25 protein-coding genes are annotated in these 25296 nt (G+C 68.2%); 11 read left to right on the top strand and 14 right to left on the bottom strand.

Translation table 11 applies throughout. The annotated features are described in order from the left end of the window. Window positions 1–6 precede the first annotated feature (6 nt). From FV560_RS13680 to FV560_RS13655, 6 genes are all read right to left on the bottom strand, one after another. The gene (locus tag FV560_RS13680) at window positions 7–921 is read right to left on the bottom strand and encodes a carbohydrate ABC transporter permease (RefSeq protein WP_159622102.1); all 915 of its coding nucleotides are present in this window, start codon (window positions 919–921) and stop codon (window positions 7–9) included. 1 nt (window position 922) lies between these two features. After that, entirely contained in the window at window positions 923–1855 is a 933-nt protein-coding gene (locus tag FV560_RS13675; RefSeq protein ID WP_159622101.1) for a carbohydrate ABC transporter permease, read from the bottom strand. Window positions 1856–1859: 4 nt separating this feature from the next. Next, window positions 1860–3134, bottom strand: a complete 1275-nt coding sequence (locus FV560_RS13670) for an ABC transporter substrate-binding protein (RefSeq protein ID WP_200837681.1) — start codon at window positions 3132–3134, stop codon at window positions 1860–1862. A gap of 125 nt (window positions 3135–3259) precedes the next feature. Then, entirely contained in the window at window positions 3260–5242 is a 1983-nt protein-coding gene (locus tag FV560_RS13665; RefSeq protein ID WP_159622099.1) for a hypothetical protein, read from the bottom strand. Next, on the bottom strand, window positions 5239–6108 hold the full coding sequence (locus FV560_RS13660; protein ID WP_159622098.1) for an NAD(P)-dependent oxidoreductase: 870 nt from the start codon (window positions 6106–6108) through the stop codon (window positions 5239–5241). Before FV560_RS13660 ends, FV560_RS13665 begins: the two co-directional genes overlap by 4 nt. Before the next feature lie 108 nt (window positions 6109–6216). Then, a complete protein-coding gene (locus tag FV560_RS13655) occupies window positions 6217–8337 on the bottom strand; it encodes an alpha-amylase family protein (RefSeq protein ID WP_200837679.1) in 2121 nt (706 codons plus the stop codon). 71 nt (window positions 8338–8408) lie between these two features. Here FV560_RS13655 and FV560_RS13650 point away from each other — a divergent pair, with 71 nt between their 5' ends. From FV560_RS13650 to FV560_RS13640, 3 genes are all read left to right on the top strand, one after another. Further along, the gene (locus FV560_RS13650; RefSeq protein ID WP_159622097.1) at window positions 8409–9218 is read left to right on the top strand and encodes a hydroxypyruvate isomerase family protein; all 810 of its coding nucleotides are present in this window, start codon (window positions 8409–8411) and stop codon (window positions 9216–9218) included. Window positions 9219–9333: 115 nt separating this feature from the next. Beyond that, window positions 9334–10005 carry a GntR family transcriptional regulator gene (locus FV560_RS13645; protein WP_159622096.1) on the top strand — a complete coding sequence of 224 codons (672 nt, stop codon included), beginning with the start codon at window positions 9334–9336 and terminating at the stop codon, window positions 10003–10005. A gap of 159 nt (window positions 10006–10164) precedes the next feature. Then, window positions 10165–10923, top strand: coding sequence for a SurA N-terminal domain-containing protein (locus FV560_RS13640; protein WP_159622095.1), 759 nt, complete (start codon window positions 10165–10167; stop codon window positions 10921–10923). Window positions 10924–10961: 38 nt separating this feature from the next. Here FV560_RS13640 and FV560_RS13635 read toward each other — a convergent pair whose 3' ends face one another. The 6 genes from FV560_RS13635 to FV560_RS13610 all read right to left on the bottom strand — a co-directional run bounded on the left by FV560_RS13635 (window position 10962) and on the right by FV560_RS13610 (window position 17115). After that, window positions 10962–11720, bottom strand: coding sequence for an SDR family NAD(P)-dependent oxidoreductase (locus FV560_RS13635; protein WP_159622094.1), 759 nt, complete (start codon window positions 11718–11720; stop codon window positions 10962–10964). A gap of 19 nt (window positions 11721–11739) precedes the next feature. Further along, complete coding sequence (locus tag FV560_RS13630) at window positions 11740–12948, bottom strand: ADP-dependent glucokinase/phosphofructokinase (protein WP_159622093.1); 1209 nt, start codon at window positions 12946–12948, stop codon at window positions 11740–11742. Between the two features lie 64 nt (window positions 12949–13012). After that, the gene (locus FV560_RS13625; protein ID WP_159622092.1) at window positions 13013–13879 is read right to left on the bottom strand and encodes a ketose-bisphosphate aldolase; all 867 of its coding nucleotides are present in this window, start codon (window positions 13877–13879) and stop codon (window positions 13013–13015) included. Window positions 13880–13907: 28 nt separating this feature from the next. Further along, window positions 13908–14816: a carbohydrate ABC transporter permease gene (locus FV560_RS13620; RefSeq protein ID WP_159622091.1), complete on the bottom strand. Its 909-nt coding sequence runs from the start codon at window positions 14814–14816 to the stop codon at window positions 13908–13910. Between the two features lie 2 nt (window positions 14817–14818). Beyond that, entirely contained in the window at window positions 14819–15709 is an 891-nt protein-coding gene (locus FV560_RS13615; protein ID WP_235020125.1) for a carbohydrate ABC transporter permease, read from the bottom strand. Between the two features lie 101 nt (window positions 15710–15810). After that, window positions 15811–17115: an ABC transporter substrate-binding protein gene (locus tag FV560_RS13610; protein WP_159622090.1), complete on the bottom strand. Its 1305-nt coding sequence runs from the start codon at window positions 17113–17115 to the stop codon at window positions 15811–15813. A gap of 249 nt (window positions 17116–17364) precedes the next feature. Here FV560_RS13610 and FV560_RS13605 point away from each other — a divergent pair, with 249 nt between their 5' ends. The 3 genes from FV560_RS13605 to FV560_RS13595 all read left to right on the top strand — a co-directional run bounded on the left by FV560_RS13605 (window position 17365) and on the right by FV560_RS13595 (window position 19100). Then, window positions 17365–18177, top strand: coding sequence for a DeoR/GlpR family DNA-binding transcription regulator (locus FV560_RS13605; protein WP_159622089.1), 813 nt, complete (start codon window positions 17365–17367; stop codon window positions 18175–18177). 202 nt (window positions 18178–18379) lie between these two features. Next, complete coding sequence (locus FV560_RS13600; protein ID WP_159622088.1) at window positions 18380–18736, top strand: hypothetical protein; 357 nt, start codon at window positions 18380–18382, stop codon at window positions 18734–18736. Between the two features lie 70 nt (window positions 18737–18806). Then, window positions 18807–19100, top strand: coding sequence for a hypothetical protein (locus FV560_RS13595; RefSeq protein WP_159622087.1), 294 nt, complete (start codon window positions 18807–18809; stop codon window positions 19098–19100). A gap of 21 nt (window positions 19101–19121) precedes the next feature. On the opposite strand, the gene FV560_RS13590 is transcribed toward FV560_RS13595, so the two are convergent. Together FV560_RS13590 and FV560_RS13585 are read right to left on the bottom strand one after the other, a co-directional pair. After that, the gene (locus FV560_RS13590) at window positions 19122–19742 is read right to left on the bottom strand and encodes a response regulator (protein ID WP_159622086.1); all 621 of its coding nucleotides are present in this window, start codon (window positions 19740–19742) and stop codon (window positions 19122–19124) included. Further along, window positions 19739–20977: a sensor histidine kinase gene (locus FV560_RS13585; RefSeq protein WP_235020124.1), complete on the bottom strand. Its 1239-nt coding sequence runs from the start codon at window positions 20975–20977 to the stop codon at window positions 19739–19741. Before FV560_RS13585 ends, FV560_RS13590 begins: the two co-directional genes overlap by 4 nt. Window positions 20978–21136: 159 nt before the next feature. On the opposite strand from FV560_RS13585, the gene FV560_RS13580 reads away from it, so the two are divergent. From FV560_RS13580 to FV560_RS13560, 5 genes are all read left to right on the top strand, one after another. Further along, window positions 21137–22222, top strand: a complete 1086-nt coding sequence (locus tag FV560_RS13580; protein WP_159622084.1) for an ABC transporter permease — start codon at window positions 21137–21139, stop codon at window positions 22220–22222. Window positions 22223–22307: 85 nt separating this feature from the next. Next, window positions 22308–23003: an ABC transporter ATP-binding protein gene (locus FV560_RS13575; protein ID WP_159622083.1), complete on the top strand. Its 696-nt coding sequence runs from the start codon at window positions 22308–22310 to the stop codon at window positions 23001–23003. An 89-nt stretch (window positions 23004–23092) separates the two neighbouring features. Next, on the top strand, window positions 23093–23656 hold the full coding sequence (locus FV560_RS13570; RefSeq protein ID WP_235020123.1) for a TetR/AcrR family transcriptional regulator: 564 nt from the start codon (window positions 23093–23095) through the stop codon (window positions 23654–23656). Further along, entirely contained in the window at window positions 23653–24435 is a 783-nt protein-coding gene (locus tag FV560_RS13565) for an ABC transporter ATP-binding protein (protein ID WP_159622082.1), read from the top strand. Before FV560_RS13570 ends, FV560_RS13565 begins: the two co-directional genes overlap by 4 nt. Continuing rightward, window positions 24432–25193, top strand: coding sequence for an ABC transporter permease (locus FV560_RS13560; RefSeq protein ID WP_159622081.1), 762 nt, complete (start codon window positions 24432–24434; stop codon window positions 25191–25193). The genes FV560_RS13565 and FV560_RS13560 overlap by 4 nt, the downstream gene beginning before the upstream one ends. The last annotated feature ends 103 nt before the right edge of the window (window positions 25194–25296 follow it).

Raw genomic sequence — 25296 nt, 5'->3', positions numbered from 1 at the left:
GCCCAGTCACTTCAGGCCCGTGGTCGCGATCCCGCGGATCAGGTACTTCTGCGCGAAGGCGAAGAAGCACAGGATCGGCACCAGCGAGAGCAGCGACATGGCCATCAGCGTGCCCACGCCCTGGTTCGATTGCGAGTCCACCAGTGCGTTCAGCGCGATCGGCACCGTGTACACCGAGGTGTCGGTGAGGTAGATCAGTTGGCCGAAGAAGTCGTTCCAGGTCCAGATGAAGGTGAAGATCGTCGCCGTGATCAGCGCAGGCTTCATCAGCGGCAGGATGATGTACCAGAAGGTGCGGAACGGTCCGGCACCATCCACGAACGCGGCCTGGTCAAGCTCACGCGGGATGCCGCGGATGAACTGCACCATCAAGAAGATGAAGAACGCATCAGTGGCGAGGAACTTCGGCAGCACCAGCGGGATGAAGGTGTTCACCAGACCCAGCTCGGAGAAGATGATGTACTGCGGAATCATCGTGGCGTGCATCGGCAGCATCACCGAGGCCAGCACGATCGCGAAGTAGACCTTGCGCGCCCGGAAGTTCATCCGCGCCAACGCATAGGCGGTCAGCGAGCACGAGACCAGGTTGCCGATGATCGCGCTGCCGGCCACCACGAACGAGTTGCCGAAGAACACCAGGAACGAGAGGTTCCCGACGTACCACCCGTTCCGGAAGTTCTCCAGGGTGAGCTCGGTGGGGATCAGGCTCGGGTCGGTCAGCACGAGGTACCCGGGCTTGAAGGCACTCACCGCCATCCAGGCCAAGGGATACAGCATGAGGAGCCCGAACAGGATGAGACCGGAGTGCCGCAGGATACTGTTGCGCCGCCGGACCCGGCGTACCGAGGGAAGCACGGTCCGCTCCGGCGGATCGCCGTGGGGGCTCGGGGAGCGTGGGGAGTCGAGTGTGGGAGCGGTCATGTCAGTCTCCGTAGAAGACCCAGCGCTTCGAGAGGGTGAAATGCACGGCCGTGATGATCGCGATGACCACCATCAGCACCCACGCCAGGGCGGAGGCATATCCCATATCGAAGTTCACGAAGGCCTGCTGGTAGATGTAGAGCGTGTAGAAGAGCGTGGAGTCCACGGGACCGCCGGTACCGCTACTGATCACGTGCGCCTGCGTGAACGCCTGGAACGAACCGATCGTCTGCAAAATGAGATTGAAGAAGATGATCGGCGTGAGCAGCGGGATGGTGATCGAGGCGAACTGGCGCACAATCGAGGCGCCATCCACCCGGGAGGCCTCATACAGCTCCTCCGGGATCTGGCGCAGTCCGGCCAGGAAGATCACCATCGGTGAACCGAACGTCCACACGTTCAGCACGATCAGGGTGCCGAGCGCCGTATCCGGGTTCTGCAACCAGTTCTGCCCCTCGATCCCGATCAGGCCGAGCGCTTGGTTGACGAGCCCGTCGTAGCCGAAGATCTGCTTCCACAGCACCGCCACCGCCACACTGGTTCCCAGCAACGAGGGCAGGTAGTAGGCGCTGCGGTAGATCGCCAGCCCCCTCAGGCCCTTGTCCAGAACCATCGCGAGCGCCAGGGCGAAGGCGAGCTGGAGCGGCACGGAGACAAGCACGTAGGTGACCGTGACCCACGCCGCACTCCAGAACCGGTCATCACCGGCCATCCGCTCGAAGTTCTCCGTGCCCACCCAGGTGGGGCTCGAGAGGATGTTGTAGTCGGTGAAGGCCAGGTACAGCGAGGCGAACATCGGCAATGCCGTGATCGCGACCAGGCCGATCAACCACGGCGCCATGAACACGTGCGCTGCGCCATCCTGGCGAGTCAGTTTGCCCGCCTTCGGCCGCCGGGTGCCCGGCGGCCGTGCGGGTGTGCGAGTGTCAGCCATCAAGTCAGTCCGCTGCGCGTTCGATGCCGGTGTTGATTTCGGCGATCAGGTCGGCCGCGCCCTGGGAGACGCTGACGTCCCCGAGGGTGACCTGCTCGAGCATGCGCGTCATCTCGGTGCGCCAGGTGTTCGTGCCCGGAGGCGCTTCGTAGCGGGGCGTGCGCTCGATCTCGCGATCCTCCGTGACCACGTCGAGCATCTGCAGCTCGTAGTCACTGGCGAAGTCGCGCACCTCCTCGGCAACGCGCGGGTTGACCGGGGCACCCATCGTCAGGCCCACGTACTCGTGGATCTCCGAGTTCGAGGTGCAGAACGTCATCACCTGACCGGCGAGCTCGGCCTGCTCATCGCTGACGCCCTGGTAGATGGCCATCCGTGGGAAGTAGAGGAACTGGTGACCGGCCGGGGCGTCGGCCGCTTCCGGCATGTGGTGCAGCGCGAACTGCTGGTCCGGGAACGTGGTGGCATCGTCGACGATGTGGTTGGAGTTACCGGTCCACAACAGCGTGCGGTCGCCGATGTCCTCCCAGCTGGGCTCGACGCCATCCTGCGCGCCGGGCTCGGGGGTCGCTCCGGCCGCGCGCAACTGCTCCCACCAGTCGACCCAGCTCGCCAGACCGTCCTCGGTGAAGCCGATCTGCCCGTCCTCGGTCCACAACTGCTCGCCCCGCTGGCGCAGCCAGGCCTCGAACGTGAGGTCGTGGGAGGCGTTGAAGGGCAGCGCGAACCGGTCATCGGGGCTGTTGTTGGCGTAGTCGCGGGCGAACTCGGCCAGCTCGTCCCAGGTCCAGTTCTCCGGGATCGTGATGCCGTCTTCCTCGGCGAGGGTGACGTTGCTGCGCAGCACCGGCACGAAGATCCCGTGCGGCATCGTGTTGTGCTCACCCGCGAGTTCGAAGTCGCGCAGGTCCTGCTCGCTGAAGTCGGACAGGTCGAGGGTGGAGACGTCGCTGAGCGGCCGGTACAGGTCGTTCGCGTAGTAACTCATCACGGACGCCGAGGGGATCCAGAAGATGTCCGCCACGTTCCCGGCCGCCATCTGTGTGGTCATCCGCTCCTGGAACGCGTTGTACTCGGCGAACTCCGTCTCCAGAGTCACGTCCGGGTTGATCTCCATCATCCGGTCGAAGGCGTCCTGGTAGTTCTCCATCCGCACGTTGTTGCCCCAGAAGGCGTAGCGCACGGAGCCGGAGGCGTCATCGCCGCCACCGCCGCTACCGCCGCCTACGCCGCTGCAGCCGGCCAGTGCGCCTCCGCCGGCCATACCTGCGGCGGCCATCAGAAGAGTGCGTCGGTTGAATTCTCGCATCGTGGTGCTCCCGTCGTTGGAAGAGAAGTGGGCTTCATCGGCCATAGCCACTCTGACTTCAGCCAGATTGTATGTCAATAGTACATGTCTCGTTGTTATGTGTTCGTGAGCGAAAGCACCTCGAACGTGTCGATCTGTGGGGTGTGGACCACCACCTCATCCCCCTCCCGGGTCCAGTCCAGGTCCACCCCGGTCACCAGAGCGCGCACTGCCACCGGGTCGCGCTCGAGCCGCAGACGCAGCGTGCCGGGTGCGATCGGCAGCGGGGAGATGAACCGCTGCGGCGCATCACCGGATCGGTTCAGTAGGTGGATCACAGCGCCGGTAGAGCTTCGCCCGGGCACGATCTGGACCTGCTCGGGCAGATCGGTGCCGATTCTTAGGCTGCCAGTTGCCGTGGTCTCCGCCAGCGCCAGCTCCACCCAGGCGTCGCGCACCCGCGACAGCCCGATCTCGCGATAGACCAGCCCCGGACGCCAGGGCAGCACCAGCAGCCGCCCGGAGCCCACATCGGCACTGAGCCAGCCGGGGTGAGACGTCCGGTCGTGCCCGTAGCACTTCTCCGGCGGGCCGTACAGCGCCCGGCCCCAGGCGTGCCAGCCCGAGCGGGCTTGCGGCCCGGGTTCGAGCACAGCGAATCCCCCGACGGCGGGGGTCAGGTCTCCCTCACGCTCACCCAGGGGCAGGTGCAGCGAGCGCACCGACTCCTCAGTAGCGAAGACCGCCTTCTGGGTGGCCACGTCATCGGCGAACTGCAACGCGCCCTCGAACCAGCCCGAATCCCCGGTCAGCGCCACGGTGCCACCGGCGGCCAGCACCCCCTCCAGGGCGGACACCTCCTCGGAGCGCAAGGCTCCGCCGTCGGGAATCACCACGAGGTCGTACCTGTCGGCGGCCACCTGATCCAGGCGGTCCTGCCGGATCACATCGAAGGGCACATGCCGTTCGATCAGGCTGAGGTAGCACCCCCGGAACTCCGAGGTGCGGCGCGCGGCCTCGTCGGTGGCCCGGGTGCGCACCAGCGCGACCCGCGCCGTGGAGGCCAGACCGGCGTAGACGTCGGCATGCTCGCGATGGAACCGCGTGATCTGCCGGCCCACGTCCAGCGCCTCGAAGGGGCTGTCGGCCGGGACACCCATGATGTAGGTGGAGGGCTGGGCGCCGTGGGCAATGGCCTGCAGCAGGTACTGGCCGAGATGGTGAGGGTCCTCACCGGCCCAGCGGTAGGGCATGTCCACGAAACTGACGGCGTTGACGAACACCGGCCGGGCCGGGTCCCCCGAGCGTGCCGCACTGACCGACTCCGCGGTGGCGTGATGCCACAGCGGGCGCCCGACGGCGTTGTTCGCCTCGTGGAAGGTGATGTCGGCCCGGTTGCCGAGGATCAGGCCGGCGTCGGGTGCGAGTTCGCGCACGTGCGCCCGCATCCTGGCGGTCAGGTCATCGAGCACCCCGGCAGCGAACCGCTGCCAGGTCTGATAGCCCGGCGATCCAGGGTCGCGAGGGTGCTCGACCCCGGGCGCGAACTCGCGGAACCCCACCAGGCAGGGCTCGCAGTGGCACACACCCCAGTAGCGCCGGCTGTAGTCGTGCTCGTTGAAGGACATCCAGTTGAAGAAGAACCCGGCCAGGTCGAAGCGAGCGAGCACCTCGCTGATCACATCGAAGGACTTGCTCTGGTAGTACTCACCACTCGGGCAGACGCTGCGGTAGCCGTTGTAGATCTGTGGCTCGCCGTCGGGGCTGACGAAGCACCACTGCGGGTTCGCCTCGGCCCGGCGGGCGTCGATCTTGGAGAAGTCCATCCGGCCGAGCACCCGGATACCGCGTGCTCGGGCCGCCGCCACCGCATCCCCGATCAGATCGCCGGAGTCGCGTTCGGCCAAGACCGGGTTGACGCTCTGACAGTCCAACTCACTCGGGTAGTTGGCGATGATGCCGCCCACGCTGAGCAACCAGGTGTCGGCGCCGTAGTCCTCGATGGCATCGAGTGTGGCCTCGACGTCCAGCCCGGCGTCGATCTCCCGCAGGTTGGTCTGAAAGGTCCGGAACGGAGTGTGCCACCAGGGCTCGCTCACGAGGTGGGCTCCTCGGTGAGCAGCCGGAACAGCGCGGAGTGGTCCAGCTCGGCCCAGTCGCGCGCGATCGCGGCGTCCATCTGCGCGGCGACGGCCTGTACGCCGGGCACCGAGGTGCCGTGGTGCTCGGCGGCCGCGAGCGCCAGGCCGAGGTCCTTGCGGTGCAGTCGCATGCGGAAGCCGGGGTCGAAGGTGCGCTCCACCATCCGCTTGCCGTGCATCTCCAGGATGCGCGAGGAGGCGAAGCCGCCCGAGAGCGCCTCGCGCACCGCGGCGGGGTCGATGCCGGAAGCCTCGGCGACGGCCAGGCCCTCGGCGACGGCCTCGATGGTGAGGCCGACGATGATCTGGTTGACCACCTTGGTCGCCTGGCCGGAGCCGGCGGGCCCGAGGTGGGTGATGGTCTTGCCCATCACCTCCAGCAGTGGCATCGCCCGCTCGACGGCCTCCTCAGTGCCGCCGACGAAGATGGTCAGAGCGCCGTCGCGGGCGCCCACCTCACCGCCGGAGACGGGGGCGTCGACGTACGCGCCGCCGGCAGCCTCGACCTGCTCGGCGAGGGTGCGCGTGGCCACCGGGGAGATCGAGCTCATGTCGATCACGAGGGTGCCGGGCGCCAGGCCGGCGAGGACGCCGTCGTCGGCGGTGAGTACGTGCTCGACGTCGGGGGTGTCCGGGAGCATCAGGATCACCACCTCCGAGGCCCGGGCGACGTCGGCGGCCGAGCCGGCCGGGGTGGCGCCGGCGTCGACGAGGCCCTGCGAGCGTTCCTTGACGCGGTGCACGGTGAGTGAGTGTCCGGCGTTGATGAGGTTGAGCGCCATCGGTACGCCCATGACTCCGAGTCCGATGAATCCGATTCGCACGAGATCCTCCTTTCGCGCAGACAGCGTCCGCACGGTTGTGGTCGTGCCCCGGTCCGGGGCTTGCAGTTCAGGCAGACCGGGCCGCCGGCACACCGGCGGCCCGACGTCTTACCAGGTCAGGTGGACCACCTCGAGGTGGTCGATGGCGGGCAGGGCAACCTCGGCATACCCGTCGCTCACGCTCACCGGAACGTCCTCTCCGGTGACGACGAGGCGCGCCCGAGCGTCTTGCACGCCCTCGGGCAGACGCACTCGCACGCTCTGGCCGGTGAGCGGGATCAACTCGTGCGCCTGGCCGCGCATCGCCATCGGGTTGGTTAGGTTGACCACGTTGACGGCGAGTTCGCGCTCCCCCTCCTGGACGGCGAGGTCGACCAGGCCACGCCCGTCGACCTGCACGCGGGGTGTCTCGCCCAGCGCCCAGCGGACGGCGCCCGCGATCAGTCGTCCGTGGTCGGACTGCAGCGCCTCCCAGTAGATCTCCCCGACATTGAAGGCCACGTAGACGGTGCGCCCGCCGGAGGCGTGCTCGCGGGCGATGACGGCAGGCTCGCTGGGCTCCTCGCGCGGGTAGACCTCCTCCATCGGCAGGTCGGGGTAGTCCGGAACGAACCGGAACGGCACCGTGACGCCGTCGGCGGTGGGGATCTGCTCAACGCCGAGCACCAGCGATCCGGCCACGATCCGCTGGGCGCCCTCGTAGCCGGCGGTCAGTGGGTGGTCGGCGGTGATCGCCATGTACTTGTTCTTCAGCGGGCCCCGCACGTCCTGGCGCAGCCGGACGCCGAACACGTCACCGAGGGCGAGTTCCCGGGAGCCGGCCGGCCCCCGCACGCTGGAGTCATGAGCCGCCACGACGCTGCCGCCGGCGGCCACGAACTCCTCGATCACGCGCACCTGCTCCGGGGGGAGCTCGGGAGTGGCCGGCAGCACCAGCACCCGGATACCGGCCAGCCGGTCGGCACTGAGCGCCTCGTCGGCCACGTACTCGAACGGGATCCGCGCCTCCACCAGGGCCTGGTAGACGCCGTCCTCGTGGGCCCCCTGGCCCGGCGACGGCGTCCACGGGGTGCGCCCGGCGGGGCCCCGGCTGTCCAGGATGGCCACCTCGGCGGTGTACCGCAGCCGCCCGATCACGGGCTCGCAGCGCTCGTGCAGCCGGTAGGCGTCCACGATCGGCTGCACCCAGCGATCGTCGAAGTTCTCAGCCTTGAACTTGGTGAACCAGGGCAGCGCGCCCTGGGCGAAGCCGTCGACTACGAGGGCCTTGGTCTCCTCCGGGTCGGCCACGGAGTCCTTCCAGCGCAACTCGTGGCTCTCCGGTCCGACCGAGGTGATCAGCGCGACCGGGCGGTCCGGGTAGAGCCCGCGCGTGCGCTTGCCGATCCGGCCGGGCGTCCAGGCCGGTTCCAGATCGGAGCGGCCTTGCTTGTCGACGAAGAACATCGGGTAGCGGTCATCGACCAGCTCCGGCACGAGATCGCGGGTCAGTGCCGCGCCGCGGTTGGGGATGAATCGCACGTGCGGTTTGATCTCGCGCACGGCGTCGTCCCAGAGCACCACGAGTTCGCTGAGGCGACGGCTGTGCCAGGCGGCATAGGCCGGCCAGGCCGGGTCATCCAGATTCGCGACCCGCGGCAGCGCGAGGCCGGTGTCGGCAGTGAAGCGCTGCGCCGTCGCCTCGGTGTGGGAGACCACCCGGGGGCCGTCCCACCGGTTGGCGAACACGGCGTCGACGTCGTACTCGCGCACGATCTCGCGGGCCACGTCGGTGGTGAACTCGGTGTGGTAGCTGCTGAACGGGTCGGTCCACCACAGGCCCGGCACCGAGCTGTGGGGAATCGGCTGGCCGTCCTCGTCCCGGGCCAGCCACTCGGGGTGGGCGTCGGCGGCGTCCTGGTGGATCGCGTGCGGGTCCACCCGGGCCATCACGTGCATGCCCAGCGAACGAGCACCCTCCACGAGTGCACCGAAGGGGTCGGTGTCACCGAGGAAGGCGCTGCGGTGGTGCCACGGGATCTGGGTGGGGTAGAAGGCCATGTAGCCGCCGGCGCTCAGGCACAGCGCGTTCGAGGCGGACCGGCGCATGACGTCGATCCAGAAATCCACGTCCAGGGTGGCCGGATCGTCGTCCGTGAAAGTCAGCTGCGTCCATCGGGTGGCACCGCGGTACCAGTCCGGGGCTCGCAGGCCGATGGCCTCGCTGGGTTGTGCGTGCGTGAGCGTCACCGCTGTTCTCCGATCGTCGCTGATTGTTATACATGCTTACATGTCGAGCATAACTATGGCAAGGTGAACCCATGCAGTATTACGACTACGACGTCAGCGCCAATGTGTCCCTCCTGTTCACGGAGGTCCCCTACCTCGACCGCTTCCAGGCAGCAGCCGACGCCGGCTTCCGCACGGTGGAGAGCTGGTGGCCGTTCACCGAGCCGCACCCGGGCAACGACCGCGTGGACGAAGTCGCCGCGCGGATCGCCGACGCCGGCGTGCAGCTGATCGGCCTGAACTTCTACGCCGGCGACATGCCCGGCGGCGAGCGCGGAGTGACCTGCCGGCCCGAACGCGCCGAGGAGCTCGATCGTTCGACGGACGCACTCCTGCGCTTGGCACGCGCCACCGGCGTGCGCAGCTTCAACCTGCTCTACGGACAACCTGACGAGGGCGAGGAGCAGGCCCAGCGTGCCCACGCCGTCGGGGCCTATCGACGGGCCGCCGAGGCGGTGGCCGAGATCGACGGCACCATCCTGGTGGAGCCGCTGGCCCGCGGGCTGAACGGTTCCTACCCGCTGCACGATGACCAGGACGTGGCCGCGCTGATCGAGGAGGTCGGCTCACCGCGGCTGGCACTGCTGTTCGACTCGTTCCACCTGGGCATGAACGGTGTCGATGTGGCCGCTGTGGCCCGGCAGCGTGCCGCCGAGATCGGTCATGTGCAGCTCGCCGACTCCCCCGGTCGCGGCGAGCCCGGCTCGGGCGACCTGGACTTCACGGCGATCGCTGCCGCCCTGCACGAGGGCGGTTACCGGGGGACGGTCGCGGCCGAGTACAAGCCGACCCGTGCCACGACGGACACGCTGGACTGGCTCACACCATCGGCGGGACGGTGACGGCCATGAACTGTCATGATGTCAGTCGATCATGCGGCACCGACAAGACGACATGACAGGCAGAACTCCTGACAGCGCCGTCGCGATCGGCCCCCGTGCCCAGGAAGGATGAGGAGTGTCGACGAGTAGCAGTCAGATCAAGCTCGGGCCCGCGTCACTGACGGAGGCACTCTTCGAGTCCCTGCGCGCCCGGATCATCAACGGCGAGATCCCGCCGGGTGAACGGGTCACCGAACAGCGCGTGGCCGACGAGTACGGGGTGGCCCGCCCGACGGCGAAGTCCTGCCTGGAACGCCTGACCGGACTCGGCCTGCTCCGGCGCGTGGCCCACAAGTCGGCTGTGGTCCCGCAACTCTCGGCCGCCGAGATCCAGGACCTGTTCTTCAGCCGGGAGACTTTCGAAGCAGCCGCCACGTCGCACTTGGCACGCACCGCTCACCTGCCCGAGCAGATGACGAAAGCCCAGGCGGTGATGGTGCAGGCGGCCGCCCGGGAGGACTTCGCCGAACAGGTCCAGGCCGATATTGCCTTCCACTGGGGCCTGGTCGAGGGCCTCAGCAGCGAACGGCTGTCACGGATGTACGAGATGATCTCCGGCGAGATCCACCTGACGATGGGTCAGTACGCGGCGCACCGCCGCACCACTCCCACCACGGTGGTGGGAGAGCACGAGGAGATCATGGCCGCGATCAACGCCGGGGACGAGGATCGCGCTCGCTCGGCACTCATCGCCCACCTGGCCCACGCTCGTGACCGTGTTCTTGCCCAGGTGGAGGGCACGGGCTGATCGCCCCGTGCCCCGACCACCCGGGAACTGCCGCTGCTGGTGGGTCACGCCGACCTGGCGAGGTGGCTCCGTACGCAGGGGGCGAACGGCCTGAGGACATCACGCCCAGATCGACCAGGTACCGTCAAGGGGTACGGCACCAACCCGCAAGGAGTCCCCATGCCGCGCAAGTCCGCCCTGGCCGCCCTGACCCTGGCCGCCGCCGTGGCGCTGACCGGCTGCTCGTCCGAAGACGAGCCGGACGCGACCGAGAGCCCCACCGAGTCCGGCACCGAGGCCCCCGCCGACCCGGACACCGGCGCTGAGGCACCGGAGCCCGAGGACTTCCCCGAGGTCGTCGCCGAGGTCAACGGCGAAGAGATCGATCGTGACGAGTTCTTCTCCAGCTATGAGAGCCAGTTGCAGCAGGCAGCGATGTCTCAGCAGCAGACCGGCCAGCAGGTCGACCAGGCCCAGCTCCAGCAGCAGACCCTTGACCAGCTCGTCAACAACCTGCTGCTCACCCAGGCCGCCGCGGACGCCGGGATCGAGGCCGGTGAAGAGGACGTCACCGCCACCCTCGAGGACGTCGCCGCTCAGAACGGCCTTGGCTCAGCAGACGAGGTGGTCGACGCGCTCGTCGAACAGGGAATGAGTGAGGAAGACATCCGCCAGGACGCCGCCGACCAGTTCGCTGTCAACGCGTTCGTCGAGTCCGAGGTGGAGGTCAGCGAGCCCTCCGAGGACGAATTGCGCGCCCAGTACGACACTCTCGTCGAGCAGGCGCAGGCGCAGGGCGCCACCGAGGAGGACATCCCGCCGTTCGAGGAGGCCCGCGACCAGATCGCCCAGCAGGCCATGAGCGAGCAGCAGAGCGCCGGGGTGAACACGATCATCACCGAGCTGCGCGATGCGGGTGAGGTCACCGTCCACATCTGAGCGGTGGGCATGCGGGAACCGGCAACGGACGGTCTCCGCTAGGAGAAGTACGCGCCGCCGTTGAGGTCCAGTGAGGTCCCGGTCGTGAACCCGGAGTCTGCCCGGGCGTAGAACTCGGCCGCCGCCGCGACGTCGTCCGGATAGCCTGCCCGGCCCACGGGGATCCCGGCGATCTGCTGCCGCTGCGCCTCCACGGGTGTGAAGGTCTCGTGGAAGGGGGTGTCCAGGATCAGTCCCGGAGCGATCGCGTTCACGGCGATCCCCTGCGGGGCGACCTCCTTGGCCAGCGCCCGGGTGAAGCCGTCCAACGCAGCCTTGGCCGTCGCGTAGGCGGCCGACCCGTTCCCGCCACCGTTCTTACCGGCCAGTGAGGAGATCGTCAGGATCCGTCCGCCCTCACTGAGGTGGCGCAGTGCCGCGCGACTGGCGTAGAAGACCGACGTGACGTTCAACGTCATCACCTGCTCCCAGAGTTCGTCCGGCATCTGCGCGACCGGGTGCCGCGCCACCAGTCCCCCGGCGTTGTTGACCAGCACGTCCAGGCCACCGAGCTGGGCCGTGAGATCGTCGACGACCCGATCAACCTCAGCACTGCTTCGGGCATCGAGCTGGGTCCCGATCACGTCCACGCCCTCCGCCGCGAGCGCGTCGATGACCTCCTGCACGGGCCGGGAGTGCGTGGTGATCGCCACCTGCGCCCCGGCGCGGGCGAAGCGCCGGGCGATACCGAGCCCGATCCCGACTCCTCCCCCGGTGACGATGACGCGGCGGCCGGCCAGGGTGTGGTGCTGTTGCATCTGTTCTCCTCGAGAGTGGTCAGGCATCGGTGCCGCCTTGAATCAGCAGGTCACCGCTGACGAACGTATCGCCAAGTCCGATTGTCGAGCGTGGTTGGGTCAGGTACGGGGTAGCCACCACACTCACGCGATACCCCTCGACCTTCGAGACCGCGTCGGGAATCTCGACGGCGAAGCTCGCCTCCGCTGGTACCCGCCACTGCGCTCGTGGCCGCCCCTCCTCAGCCCGGTTGGCCGCCGCCAGGCTCCCGGCGGCGAGGGCGAGCTCCTCGGTCGCAGGATCGCCGCGGTGCACGCTCATGGCCCACCTGTCAGCGTGCACGACCACCCGGCGCAGGCCGAATGCCGTAGCGAATTGCGCTGCTGCTTTCGCCGGATCGCCGGCACCGACCAACCTGGTCAGCTCGCCTCCGTTCATACCGACGGAGTGCACGTGTGGACCGAGGAGTCTCATCACCCGCCCGAGCTCTCCCGGCCGGGCGTACTCCGCGAGCTCAAGGTGCACCAGCCGGGCACCGGCCTCCCGCCACGCGGCCGCCGCGCCGGCGACGACCCCGAGAACATCCGCACTGGAGGCGCTGGCCAGTCCGTTGAGGCCGGAGACCAGTCCCACGCCCCCGCGCACCAGCTCAGCCGAACGTTGCAGGAAGTGCTCGTCCAGCTGCAGCTGCTTGCGGGCCATGACCACCGTGATCCGGCTGGACCGGGTGACGTGAACGTCGTCGGCGCTCAGTCCGCGCGCCAACTCCAGCACATGGTTGGACGGCACTGGCACGCCCGGCTCGGCGTCGACAGAACCGGCGGGCACCGTACCGCCCTCAACGGCGAGTCGGACGCCGTCGGGGGTGGCGCGCAACTGGCGGGCGCTGCGGTTGCGCAGAGCCAGCAGCGGGTTCAGTCCGAGCTCGGACCAGCTCCAGGACGCCTGGATGGACGTTCCGCCGCACTGGACCCGCGCGGGAGGTCCGAGAATGGCCTCCAGCGCGGGTTCGGCCGCCACGTCATCGATGAACAACTCCCCATCCCGGCCCGCCCGCAGCCAGTCCTGCAGGGTGGACACCCCTTCGGCGAGCGACGGGGTCGAGCCGGAGGCGGCGAGCAGGCGCGCCAGTCCGGCCGCGTCGACGTGGTGCAGCGCGTCAGTGGTCGCTGAGAATCCAGCCACGATCGGTCCGCACCGGTCGAGGAGATCGGAGCGGTTCTCAACCAGCTCGCTGTAACGGTCCAACCACGGCACGCTGGCGGGCGCTGAGATCCTCGATACTGTCCGCACCATCCTCGCCTTCCTGTTCTCAGTCGTAGTAGTGGATCGTCCCGGCCGAGCCGAACAGGTCGATCTTGTGACGTACCAGATCCTTCACAGCCTCCATCGCACCGGGCACGATGAGCCGGGGATCCAACAGGGAAGTGTCTGCGAGCACCTCGCGCATGGCATCGTAGAAGGCGCGCTTGACGTCGGAGGAGATATTCACCTTGTTGATGCCGCGGCCGCATGCGTCACGGATCTCGCCATCGGGGTTGTCCGACCCTCCGTGCAGCACCAGGGGAACGTCCACGACTGCATCGATCGAGTCGAGCAGGCCGAGCCGCAGTTCTGGCTTGAGCGTCTTCGGGTAGATCCCGTGCCGGGTGCCGATCGCGATCGCCAGCGAGTCCACCCCGGTCCGCTCGGCGAATTCCACGGCCTCTGACGGCTCGGTGTAGAGGATGTCATCGGTTCCGCCCTCATCTGCCCCAGCGGTCTTGCCGATGGTGCCCAGCTCTCCCTCGACCGAGACCCCGGCGGCGTGAGCCACCTCGACCACCCGTGCGGTGATCTCGACGTTGCGCTCGAACGGTTCGAGGGATGCGTCGATCATGACTGAGGTGTAGCCCAGCTTGATCGCGCGAACGGCCTCTCCCAGCGTGGCACCGTGATCCCAGTGCAGGACGGTCGGAACGTTGCTGCGAGCGGCGCGGGAGAGCACAGCAGGGATGAAGTCGGGGCCGATCCAGTTTCCTTCTTTGGGCCCGAGGGCCACCATCAGCGGAGACTTGAGCTCTTCGCAGACCTCGAAGGCGGCCATCAGCATGCCGTAGTCGGACAGGTTGAGCGCCGGGACAGCGAATCCCTGGTCGCTGGCGGGCGCAAGGATCTGCGCACCCGTGATGAGTGTCATCTGGAGTGTTCCTCTCGATAGGTGAGTTTCAGTGCTTGACAGATCCGGACGTCATTCCGCCGATGAAGAATCGTTGGAAGAACACGAACAACACGATCACCGGCAGCGAGCCGAGCACGCTCATCGCCATCATCTGGTTCCAGTCGTAGGAGTGCTGTCCCATGAGCAGCTGGATCCCGATGGGCACCGTGCGCATGTCATCGGTGCGGGTGAGTGTCAGGGCGAACAGGTACTCGTTCCAGGCGATCATGAAGGTGTACATCCCCACCGAGACCATCCCTGGTAGCGAGATCGGGATGAGGATGCGCCACAAGGCGCCGAAGGAGGAGGTGCCGTCCACGCGCGCAGCCTCGTCGAGCTCACGCGGAAGGGTGTTGAAGTACCCGGTCATCATGATGATCGCGTACGAGAGCGTGAAGACGATGTAGGTCAAGATCAGGCCCGCGTAGGAGTTGTACAGTCCCAGCGCCACCATCAGCCCGAAGTACGGGATGAGCAAGGTGACCGGTGGCACGGCCTGGACCGAGATCACCACGACATTCATGAGGTGCTTGCCCGGGAACTCGTAGCGGCTGAACGCGTAGGCGGCGTGAACAGCCACCAGGAGCGTCAGGGCCACGACCGAGAGCGCCACGACGTAGGAGTTGAGGAAGAACCGCAGTTGCCGCGGGTCCTGCAGGATGCCGATGAACGGCTGGATCGAGGGGTTGTCGGAGAGCAGGCTCGGCGGGTAGGCGAAGATCTCGGAGTTGGATTTCAGCGCCGACAGGAGCATCCACAGGATCGGGGCCCCCGCGAATGTGGCCCCGAGAACGAGGCCGGTCACGGTGAGCACCAGGGCGATCCGGCGTCGCTGCCGGGTTGTCAGCCCACGGACAACGGCAGGCGCAGCCGTGGCGACGCGGTCGCGCTGTCTGGGCAGGGTGGGGGTGGCCATGGTCAGTCCCTCGCCTTCTGGTGGCGGACGTAGGCGTAGGCGAGCAGCGCGGAGATGAGCAGGAAGAACACTGCGCTGGCGGACGCCGTCGAGAACATGTACTGCGAGAAGGCGAGTTTGTAGGTGTAGGTGGACAGCAGCTCGGTGCGGTCCAGCGGGCCGCCGCCCGTGCTCATCCAGATGAGCGCGAACTGATGGGAAGTCCAGATCAGGTCGAGCAACGTCATCGAGATGATGATCGGCCGCAGCTGCGGAACGGTGATCGAGGCGAATCTGCGGATCGGGCCGGCACCATCGACTGAGGCAGCTTCGTAGAGGTCGGCGGAGATGCCCTGCAGGCCCGCCAACAGGCTGACCATGAAGAAGGGGTAGCCATACCAGATGTTCATCAGCGTCACGGCGAAGAGGGCCAGGGCCGGATCGCCCAGCCATTCCTTCGGCGCGTCGAGCACCCCGACGGTCGTCAGGACGTAGTTGAACACCCCACTCGGATTGAGGATCAGCCGCCACAGGATGGCGACGATGGCGACCGTGAGCAGCCAGGGAAGAACGAAGATCGTGCGGAACACGGTCTTGATCCGGTTCGGCAGCAGCGGCGTGTTCAGCAGCGTCGCGAAGGCCAGCCCGAGCACCAGGTGGGCACCCACCGAGGCGAGGACGAAGACTGTCGTGTTCCGCAGCGCCGCGTGGAACTGGGAGTCGGCGAGAATGTCGATGTAGTGCTGCAAGCCCACCAGCTGCGGGTTGGCATTGGTGATGACGTTGTTCTGCAGGGAGTACCAGATCACCATCCCGATCGGGAGGGCCATCAGCACGGCGAGCAGGACGAGCGTCGGGGACAGATAGGCGTAGGCAGTGGCCGCGTTGCCGCGGGAGTGTCGCAGCGAGGTCAAGACGAACCCCTTCGTAGCGAGAAGTAGAGGGAGTGGGTGGCGCAGGCGGGAAACTCACCCGCGCCACCGCGGACGGTGCACGTGTGCGGTGGCACCGAGGACTAGAAGGTTCCCGACCACTCCTGCTGCACCGCGGACATCGCCTCGTCGATCGGTTTGTCCTCGGCAAGCACGTGCTGCAGTTCCTGGTCGAAGATGCGCATCAGCTCGTCTGCCAGCGGAAGGCCGGTGAACTCGCTGGCGGGGTAGCCCGCCTGCCAGATCTCGAAGGCGTCCTGGAACACGGGGTCCGCATCCGTGAGGTCCGGCGTGACGTTCGCATTGCCCGGGAAGCCGTTGGCGAAGCCGCTCAGTTCGCCGTTGGCGTCCTCACTCATGATGAACTCGATCAGCTTCCAGGATTCCTCCGGGTGCTCGGTGTTGGCCGACATCCCGATGCCCCATTCCGCGTACCGCACACCGGATTCGCCCGTGTACCCGTCCACCACTGGCATCGGGACGACGGAGAAATCCAGCTCCGGGCTGTTCTCGCGGATGAGATTGATGTGCGCGAGCGAGGAGACCATCATCGCTACCCGCCCGTTGGTGAACTCCTCGACCTTGTCCTGCTCGGCCATGGTCAGCCCGCCCGGCGCCATGACACCTGCGTCCCACAGCTCCTTGATGAACGCCACCGTCTCGTGGACGTCCTCGTTGTCAGCTGCTGGGCCACCGTCGTCAGTGAGCATGGTGCCGCCTGATGCCCAGTTCCAGGGCATGATGTCGATCTGGATGCCGTTGGGCTGCTCCAGGCCGAGCGCGGCGACGAAGCCGGAGGCGTCCGTAGCGTCGGTGACCTGCTGAGCGACCTGCACGAACTCGCTGCGTGTGGTCGGCACCTCGGCGCCGGCCTCCTCCATCAACTCATTGTTGATGAACATCGGGTAGGCGAAGTTGACCACGGGAATGGAGTAGGCCGAGCCGTCCACCCGGACCTGCGCTCCCAGCTGGGAGTCGTCGTAGCCGTACTCCGTCATCACATCGGTGAGGTTGGCGATCGATCCTTGCGTGGCGAAGTCGTGAACCCACGAGCCGGCGAGTCCCAGCACATCCGGCATGGTCCCGGAGGCGGAGCCAGCGATCACCTGGTCCTTGATCGAGGCGAACGGACCTGACAACAGTTCGACGTTGATGTCAGGGTTCTCCTCCTCGAACTGCTCGATCAGCCCTGCCAAAGCGCCATCGGGAAGCTCCGGCTCCCACCATTGCATGAACTCGATCGTGACCTGACCGTCGTCGTCTCCGCCGTCGACCTCGCCACCGGCACTGCTGCATCCGGCTGCGAGTGCGCCGACAGCAACAGCTGCGACGGCGGTCTGGACGCTCCGAGAGCGGAGCGTGGTGCGTGAGCGAACAGCACTGTTCATCAGTCCTCCAGGTACTTCTACCGACCCGTGAGCCGTCTGCTGTGACGGATCAGGGATTCCAGGGAACGTGCATGCTTCTGCCGAAGCACGAGGTCGATAGTTGCACAACTCTGCAACTCTCTGCAAGAGTCGGCTTCATTAGGCAGGGCATAGCGCGACATGTCCATGCGATCGGGTGCCTGCACACGGCGTCTGAGCGCGATACGTTGCCGGTGCCAGCCGTGTGGACGACCGACCCTGGGAGGACGAATGAGCGAGGAAACCGCCGAATCTGGCGGAGCGGAACTGCCCGCCGTGCGTCGGGGGCGCATCGTGGACTTCATCGAGTCGATGCGCCAAGCCAGCGTGCACGAGATTGCAGAAGAGTTCGACGTATCCCCGGATACGGTGCGCCGAGATCTCATCGAGCTGCACAAGGACGGACTCCTGAGCCGCACTCGAGGAGGGGCCATCGCAAACTCCGTGATCACCAGCCCGGACCGGGAGCTTCGGATCCGTCAGCAGTTGCAGGAGTCCGAGAAGAAGCGCATCGGATCATTCGCCGCTGGGCTCATCCCCAACGGGGGCGTCGTCGCGTTCAACGGCGGAACGACCACGCTAGCGGTGGCTCGGAACCTCAGCGATCATCGAGACCTCACCATCGCGACCAACAATCTCAGCATCCCGTTCGAGGTACCCACACACGCGGTGAGGAACCTCTACATCTTCGGCGGGGACGTGCGCTTCTCCTCCCAGGTCACCGTCGGCCAGGCTTCCTTCCCGGACCTCGGAGACCCGGGCACGGTGCACTTCGACACGGCCGTGATCGGTGTTGGTGGCATCACCAGCGAAGGCTTCTCCGTCAGCAATCTGGGCGAGGCCGGCATGATGCGTCACCTCATCAAGCGTTCGACTCGTGTGATCGTGGTGGCCGACTCCACCAAGTTCAACCGACCCCAGTTCGCCCTCGTCGCACCGTTGAGCGCTGCCGACGATCTGGTCTCCGACGCCGCCCCGCCGGAGGCCCTCCGCACGATGTTCGACGAGCTCGGCATCGTGGTGCACAACGCCTCCCCCGCCTGACAGGCGGTGACGCCAGATGACCCGGGGCAGCCCAAGGTCGTGCTCGTGATCAGGACTCATGGCGCGGGCGGAACCACCTGGACGCCAAGCGAGCACGCGACGCCGAAGGCCTCCTGAGCTCGAGCAGTGGTGGATCGCGGTGATCGATCGATGATGTCCGCTCGCCCCCGGCGCTCGTGACCTGCGGCTACGATCATGGCTCGTGAACGCGCGTCCAGCCACCGCGCTGCTTGCCGCCATCATCGTTGCCCTGCTCGCCGGTTGTACCGGCGAACCCACGGACGGCGTCCCTGAGCCGACCGCCTCGGCCTCGCCCGGCGAGAGCTCACCTGTGGCGACCACGGAGGCACCGGAACCCTCCGAGAGTGAGGAACCTGCGCCGTCGGGAATCGAGGAATGCGAACCGTTCGTGCTCGCCGAAGGCGGGCAGGTGCCCGGGGTGGTGGTGGGTGACTGCGTGGCCGCGGCGATGGTGGCCGCCGGCAGCGGGGTGCACCGTGTGGACTCCAGCGACGGCACCTCCTCTGTGGTGCAGTTCCCCGACCCGCGCCAGGACTGACGAACGCCTCCCCAACCTTCTCGGTGACCCTCGATGTCGGACGGCAGTTCGGAATGAGAGCATGGGACCGATGACCGCCGCACCGCCTCCCAGCCCGTTCGTCGCGACACTGTGCGAGCGCCTCGGTGTGAGCTATGGCGGGTGGGACACGATGAGCCCGCTGCCGCCGGACAAGGGCGGCCCGGGCTCGCTGGTCGTTTTCCACGTCGACGATGGCAGCACTCCCCCGGCCCGCGAGGAACACCTGCAGGGCAGCGGGATCATCCGGGAGGCGCGCGTGTTCCCGGACCGGACCGAGGTGTACGACGGCGACACTCTCCTCGCCCGCTACGACGACCTCACCGTGATGCAGATCTTCGGCTGAGCGCCACCACATCCACGGAGATCACAGCATCCCGCGGTCCCGGGCGAGGGCCACCGCTGCCCCACGTGAGGTGGTGCCCAGCCTGGTGTTGATGTGCGCCAGGTGCGACTTCACCGTGGCCACGGAGACGAACAGCTCCCGGGCGATCGCATCGTTCGAGCGGCCCGCCGCCACCAGGCGCAGCACCTCCAGCTCGCGGGCGCTGAGGTGCTCGGCCGGGGCACGCACCCGGCCGAGCAGGCGCCGCTGAACGTCTGCCCCGAGCGCCACTTCCCCGGCGGCCGCAGAGCGGATCGCCCGCGCCAGCTCCTCCGTCGGGGCGTCCTTGAGCAGGTACCCGGTCGCACCGGCGCCGATGGCGGCGAGGATGTCGGCGTCGGTGCCGTAGGTGGTCACCACGAGCACGGGAATCCGATACCGCCCCACGATGGTGCCGGTCGCCGTCGCACCACTCATCCGCCCGTCACCGAACCGGAGGTCAAGCAGAATCACGTCAGCGCGTCCCTCGTGCTCGAGCCACTGCAGGAGATCCTCAGCGGTGGAGACCTCGTGCACCACCTGCATATCGGGCTGGTCATCGACCACGGCACGCAGACCGGTGCGCACCACCGGGTGGTCGTCGGCGAGAACGACGTCGATCATGGCTCCTCCGTCCATGGCGCCGGCACTGTGGCTGCCAGCGCAGTCCCCTCGCCCGGGGCGGTCTCGAGGGTGAGGGTGCCACCGAGTTCGTGCACGCGTGAGCCGATCGCTGCGATCCCGAATCCCCGTTCGCCCCGTTCCGGAACTGCCGCCGGGTCGAATCCGCGGCCGTCGTCGACCACGTGGAGGGTGACGCTGCCGGGCTGGTAGCTCAGGGTCAGCCGGGCCCGCTCAGCGTCAGCATGTTCGGACACGTTGGCGAGTGCGGACTGGGCGATCCGCAGCAGCGCGGTCTCCACCGGCACCGGCAGCCGGCGCGCCGGTCCCGTGGCGTGCACGGTCACGGTCAGCTCCCGACGGCGTCCCTGCCCTGCTGCCGGGGAGTTCGCCATGTGGTCGGCCACCCTCCGTAGCGCGTCGAGCAGAGTGTTCCCGTCCAGGTCTGGCGGAGTGAGGTCGTGGACGACGCGGCGTGCCTCGGCGAGACTCTCCCGCGCCGCGTCGCGCGCTTGGGCGATGCGGGAGCGGGCGCGCTCGTCGTCGCTGCCGACGCTGGTCTCGGCCGACCTCAGCAGCAGCTCGATCGCGGAGAGGGACTGGGCGAGAGTGTCGTGGATGTCGCGGGCCAGGCGGGCGCGTTCGTCGGTCACCGCACGTGCCCGTTCGGCCTGAGCCAGGTGCTCGCGGGCGCGCGTCAGTTCCTCGACCGTGCGCTGGCGTCCCTGGGATTCGCGGATGAACGCCTCGATCCCGAGGACCACCCCGACGGCGACCCCGGCACCGAGCGCAGGTCCCAGCACGTAGCCGGTCCAGGCATCGTCGGCGCCAGCCTGCACCAGCACCCCGTCCGCCACGGCGACGACCGTCGTCACGGCCACCGCCAGCACACCACGGTGGGGACCGAGCACATGCATCTGCAGCAGCATGAACGGGAACGCGATCCACAACGCTGCCGGGGAGAGCCACAGCAACCCCACCCACAGCACCAGCAGCGCGATGATCCACACGCCATCCGGCCGCCATGCTCCCCGCGGACTGTCCACGGATCGCTCGTGCACCCGCACCGTGATCCGGCCCCACACATACACGCCCACAAGGGCCGCAGAGACCGCCATCACCAGCCACCTGACCGGGAGCGGAGCCAGCAGCACCGCGACAACGAGGAGGGTCGCGAGCAGCACGTCCAGACCGAGGATGAGTCCGCGTGCCGCCGAGAGCGACCGAAGGTGGGTCACCCGTCCACGGTAGCCGGGCACAGCGGCCATGCATCATCCGAATGGTTGATCTCCGGGACCACCCTTCCGCTCGGCAGGATCACCCCGGATCCCGATGATCGCGCGGGGGAAGGCACCAATGCTGGAGGCAGTGCCAGCTCAGCCCCGTGGAGGTATCCCGTGTTTGTCGCGCTACGCGATCTGAAGAATGCTCGTGGCCGGTTCGTCCTGATGTCGGTCGTGATCGTGTTGATCACCTTCCTCGTGACGTTCCTGGCATCGCTGACCGAAGGGCTGGCGCGCGAATCGACCTCTGCGGTGACCGAACTCCCAGCCGACCGGCTGGTCTTCTCGATGCCGGCCCCGGGTGACTCCCCCGCATTCACAGCCTCCCAGGTCACTGCTGGTGTGTGGGAGGAGTGGGCGCAGTTGCCGGGAGTGCAGACAGCAGAGCCCCTGGGCGTGGCCACCACCCGGGCAGAGTCGGCCGGCACCACCGCCTCGGTGACGACCCTGGGCGTGATCCCGGGCTCGGCTCTGGCGCCGCAGCGTGTCACTCCGGGGACGGTCCTGCTGAGTACCGGCGCGGCCGAGGATCTGCGCATCGGCACGGGAGAGACCGTGACACTGGGCGGCCGGGAACTCACCGTCGCGGCTGTCGCGGACTCGGATGCGTCCTTTGCCCACACACCCGCAGTCTGGACGAGCCTGGAGGACTGGCAGGCGATCGGTGCACGGGGCGCCGACGGCGACGAGCCTGTGGCGACCGTCGTCGCACTCACCACGAGCGGAGCCAGCGACGCCGATCTCGCTGCCGCCGACAACGAGAACGGCACCACCACGCTCACCCGGGCCGACGCTCGCTCAGCGGTGTCCTCGTTCGCCGGCGAGAACACCTCACTGACCACGATGCAGGCGTTCCTGCTGGTGATCTCGGCACTGGTGGTCGGAGCCTTCTTCAGCGTCTGGACCATCAGCCGCTCCGGCGAGATCGCCGTGCTCAAGGCGCTCGGCGCGTCCACCGCCTATCTGCTGCGCGACGCCCTCGGGCAGGCCGCCCTCTTGCTGGTGGGCGGGGTGGCGCTGGGCACGGGTCTGGCCGCGGGCGGTGCGGCGCTACTGCCAGGGACGGTACCCGTCGCGCTCACCGCCGGCACCACGCTGGTGCCGGCTGCGGGCCTGATCGTGCTGGGCCTGCTCGGAGCCGGTGTATCGGTGGCTCGCATCACCGGCATCGACCCGCACGCCGCCCTCGCTGCCCGCTGACACGGGCGCGCCGATACCCACCCGACTATCCCAACCGCCCAGCCCCGAGCCACTCGGCTCCACACCATTGACGAGGGAGAACGCCATGGACCTGCACCTGGAGCACCTCACGCTGACCTACCCGGACGGGGAGAGCTCACTGACCGCCGTCGACGATGTGGACCTGACCGTTCCCGCGGGCAGCACCACCGCGTTGCTCGGCCCGTCCGGATCCGGGAAGTCCAGCCTGCTGGCCGTCGCTGCCGGGCTGACGGCGCCCGACCATGGGGTGGTTCGCTTCGGTGGCGAGCAGGTCTTCACCTCCGCGACACCCGCAGCACGGGCCACCCGCGAGCGCCTGAACCGGATCGGCATGGTGTTCCAGTCGCCGCAGTTGCTCGGCTCGCTCACCGCTCTCGAGCAGCTCGAGTTGCACGCCCACCTCCGTGGCCGGCGGCCCGCAAGCGTGCGCTCGCGCGCGCTTGAGTTGCTGGCGGCCGTCGGGGTGGCCGACCACCGGCACAAGCGCCCTGCCCAGCTCTCCGGCGGGCAACGCCAGCGGGTGGCGATCGCGCGTGCACTGGTGGGCCGCCCCGAGGTCCTGCTGGTGGACGAACCCACGTCGGCGCTCGACCACGAGCGCGGCACCCAGGTGGTCGAGCTGATCACCCAGCTGGCACGCGAGCTGGGAGCGGCCACGCTGCTGGTCTCCCACGACGCCTCCACCCTCACCACCGCGGACCGGACCGTGCGGATGCGCGATGGGCGCATCGAGGAGCCGGCAGGAACCGTGGCGGCGTGAGTCGCGGACGCAGTACTCCGGGGTGCGGGCCCACCCCCGGTGGAGGCTGCACCTAGCGACCACCGCATGTTAGTGACTAACATTCAGGGGTGAGGAACGCTACCGACCGGGCTGCACGGACCCGGGCCCGCTTGGCCGCATGTGCACTCGACCTCTTCGAGCAGCACGGGTTCGAGGCCACAACCACGGTACAGATCGCGGCTGCTGCGGGGGTCAGCGAGATGACTCTGTTCCGCCACTTCCCGACCAAAGATCAACTGGTCACCGGCGACCCGTACGACCCGGCGATCGCGGAGGTGGTGGCGGCTCAGCCGGCGTCCATGCCTCCCCTGGCCCGCGCCAGTGCCGGGGTCCGCACGGCCTGGGCTCGCCTGCCGGAACCCGAGACCGGAGACGTTCGGCGGCGGGTGCGGATCGTCGCGAGCACGCCGAGCCTGATTGCCGCGATGCACGCCGGGACTCGCGCCACGGAGGATGCGATCGCGCACGCCCTGATCGGCGGCGGGGCGAGCGGCCGGGATGCGCGTATCGCCGCAGCGGCACTGCTGGCCGCACTCACGGCAGCACTCCTGGACTGGGCAGAGACCGACGACGGAACGCTGGGCGAAGCCATCGTGAGCGCCCTAGACGTGCTGGACGGCGACACCCCATGACGCCACGCCGCCAGCTCGCGCCGACCGAACGCCTCCACACCGTGCCACTCCAGGCGGCCGGCGTGAGCCGAGTGTTCGCCGGGGGTGGTGCCGGTGTGCATGACATCGACCTCGCGGTGGGCACCGGGCAGATTCACGCCTTGGTCGGTCTGAACGGAGCCGGCAAGTCCACGCTGATGCGGGTACTGCTTGGAATGTTGCGGCCGGACGCCGGCCAGGTCCGCATCCGTGACGTCGCCATCGCCGACGCAGGACCGCACGAATGGCGAGAGGTCGGCCACCTGGTGGAACACCCTCTCGCCTACGGCGAATTGACCGGGCGGCAGAACGTGCTGCTCGCTGCCCGCCTGCACGGGATCGCCCGCGTTCGTGCGGGCGCCGCGGTCGAGCAGGTGCTCGCAGAGCTGGGCCTGGAGCGCTACGCCGGTGTCCGCGCCGGGCGGCTCTCACTCGGCAATCGGCAGCGCGTCGGCCTCGCGGCCGCACTGGTGCACGAGCCCCGGGTCATCGTTCTTGACGAGCCGAGCAACGCTCTCGACCCTGCCGGTGTAATCCTGCTGCGCGAGTCGCTACGCCGCCGCGCCGGCGAGGGGGCAGGGATCCTCGTCTCCAGCCACCATCTCGACGAGGTTGCCCGGATCGCCGATCGCATCACCGTGCTGAACAACGGCCGCATCATCGGCACCCTGGACCCGGGCGGCGTGGACCTCGAGCGTGCCTTCTTCGCCCTGGTCCACGCCGACGACGAACGACGCGCAGCAGCAGAGGAGGCAGCGTGAACGGGCTCCTGATCGCCGTCGAGGTCGAGCTTCGCAAGGCTGTCGCCTCCCGGGTGCTGGGCGCCACCACGATCATCCTCGTACTCGGACTTGTGGCGCTCACGGTCGGTCTCGAGCTCGGCGTCCGTTCCGGCAACACGAACGTGACCGCCCAGCTCGGCCCGCTCGCCGCGCTTGACGGATGGGCCCGGATGGTCGGCCTCGTCGCTCAGATCACCGCAGCAGGCGCGCTGATCGCCTTCGGTGTCGTCCTGAGCTGGCTGGTCGGGCGCGAGTTCGGCGAGGGCACGATCACCAGCATGTTCGCTCTTCCGGTGGCACGGCCGGCCATCATGCTCGCGAAGTTCGCGGTCTACCTCGCCTGGGTACTCGCGGTGGCACTGGTGATCACGGCCGTCCTGGCTGTCGTCGGCGTGGCTCTCGGCTACGGGATGCCCCATGAGCCAGAGCTCGCGGCGCTGGCGCGCCAGCTGGTGCTGACGGCGCTCACCGGGCTGGTCGCCTTCCCGGCGGCGTGGGCAGCGACGCTGGGGCGGGGACTGCTTCCCGGTATCGCCGCCACGATCGGCCTGGTCGTCTGCGGCCAGGTGATGGCGGTTGCGGGGGTGGGCGCCTGGTTCCCCGTCGCCGCACCGGCGCTGTGGGCGCTCGATCCGAGCGCGGTCACGGCGCCGCAACTGGCCCTCGTCGGGGCGTTGGCGGGGATCGCGGTGGCCCTCACCGTGCGCTCGTGGTCACGGCTGGAGTTGGACCGGTAGCGAGATCACACGGCCGGCCTGACGCGATCGACACAGATGCGTGCAGCCACGCAGCATGATGCCGCACAGCGAGGCGGTCGTGTCGCTCCGACAACGATCCGCG

Source organism: Ruania rhizosphaerae, assembly GCF_009805705.1.
Classification (GTDB): Bacteria; Actinomycetota; Actinomycetes; order Actinomycetales; family Beutenbergiaceae; genus Ruania; species Ruania rhizosphaerae.
Note: the sequence above shows the minus strand (reverse complement) of the source record. Positions and strands in the feature narration are given on the sequence as shown.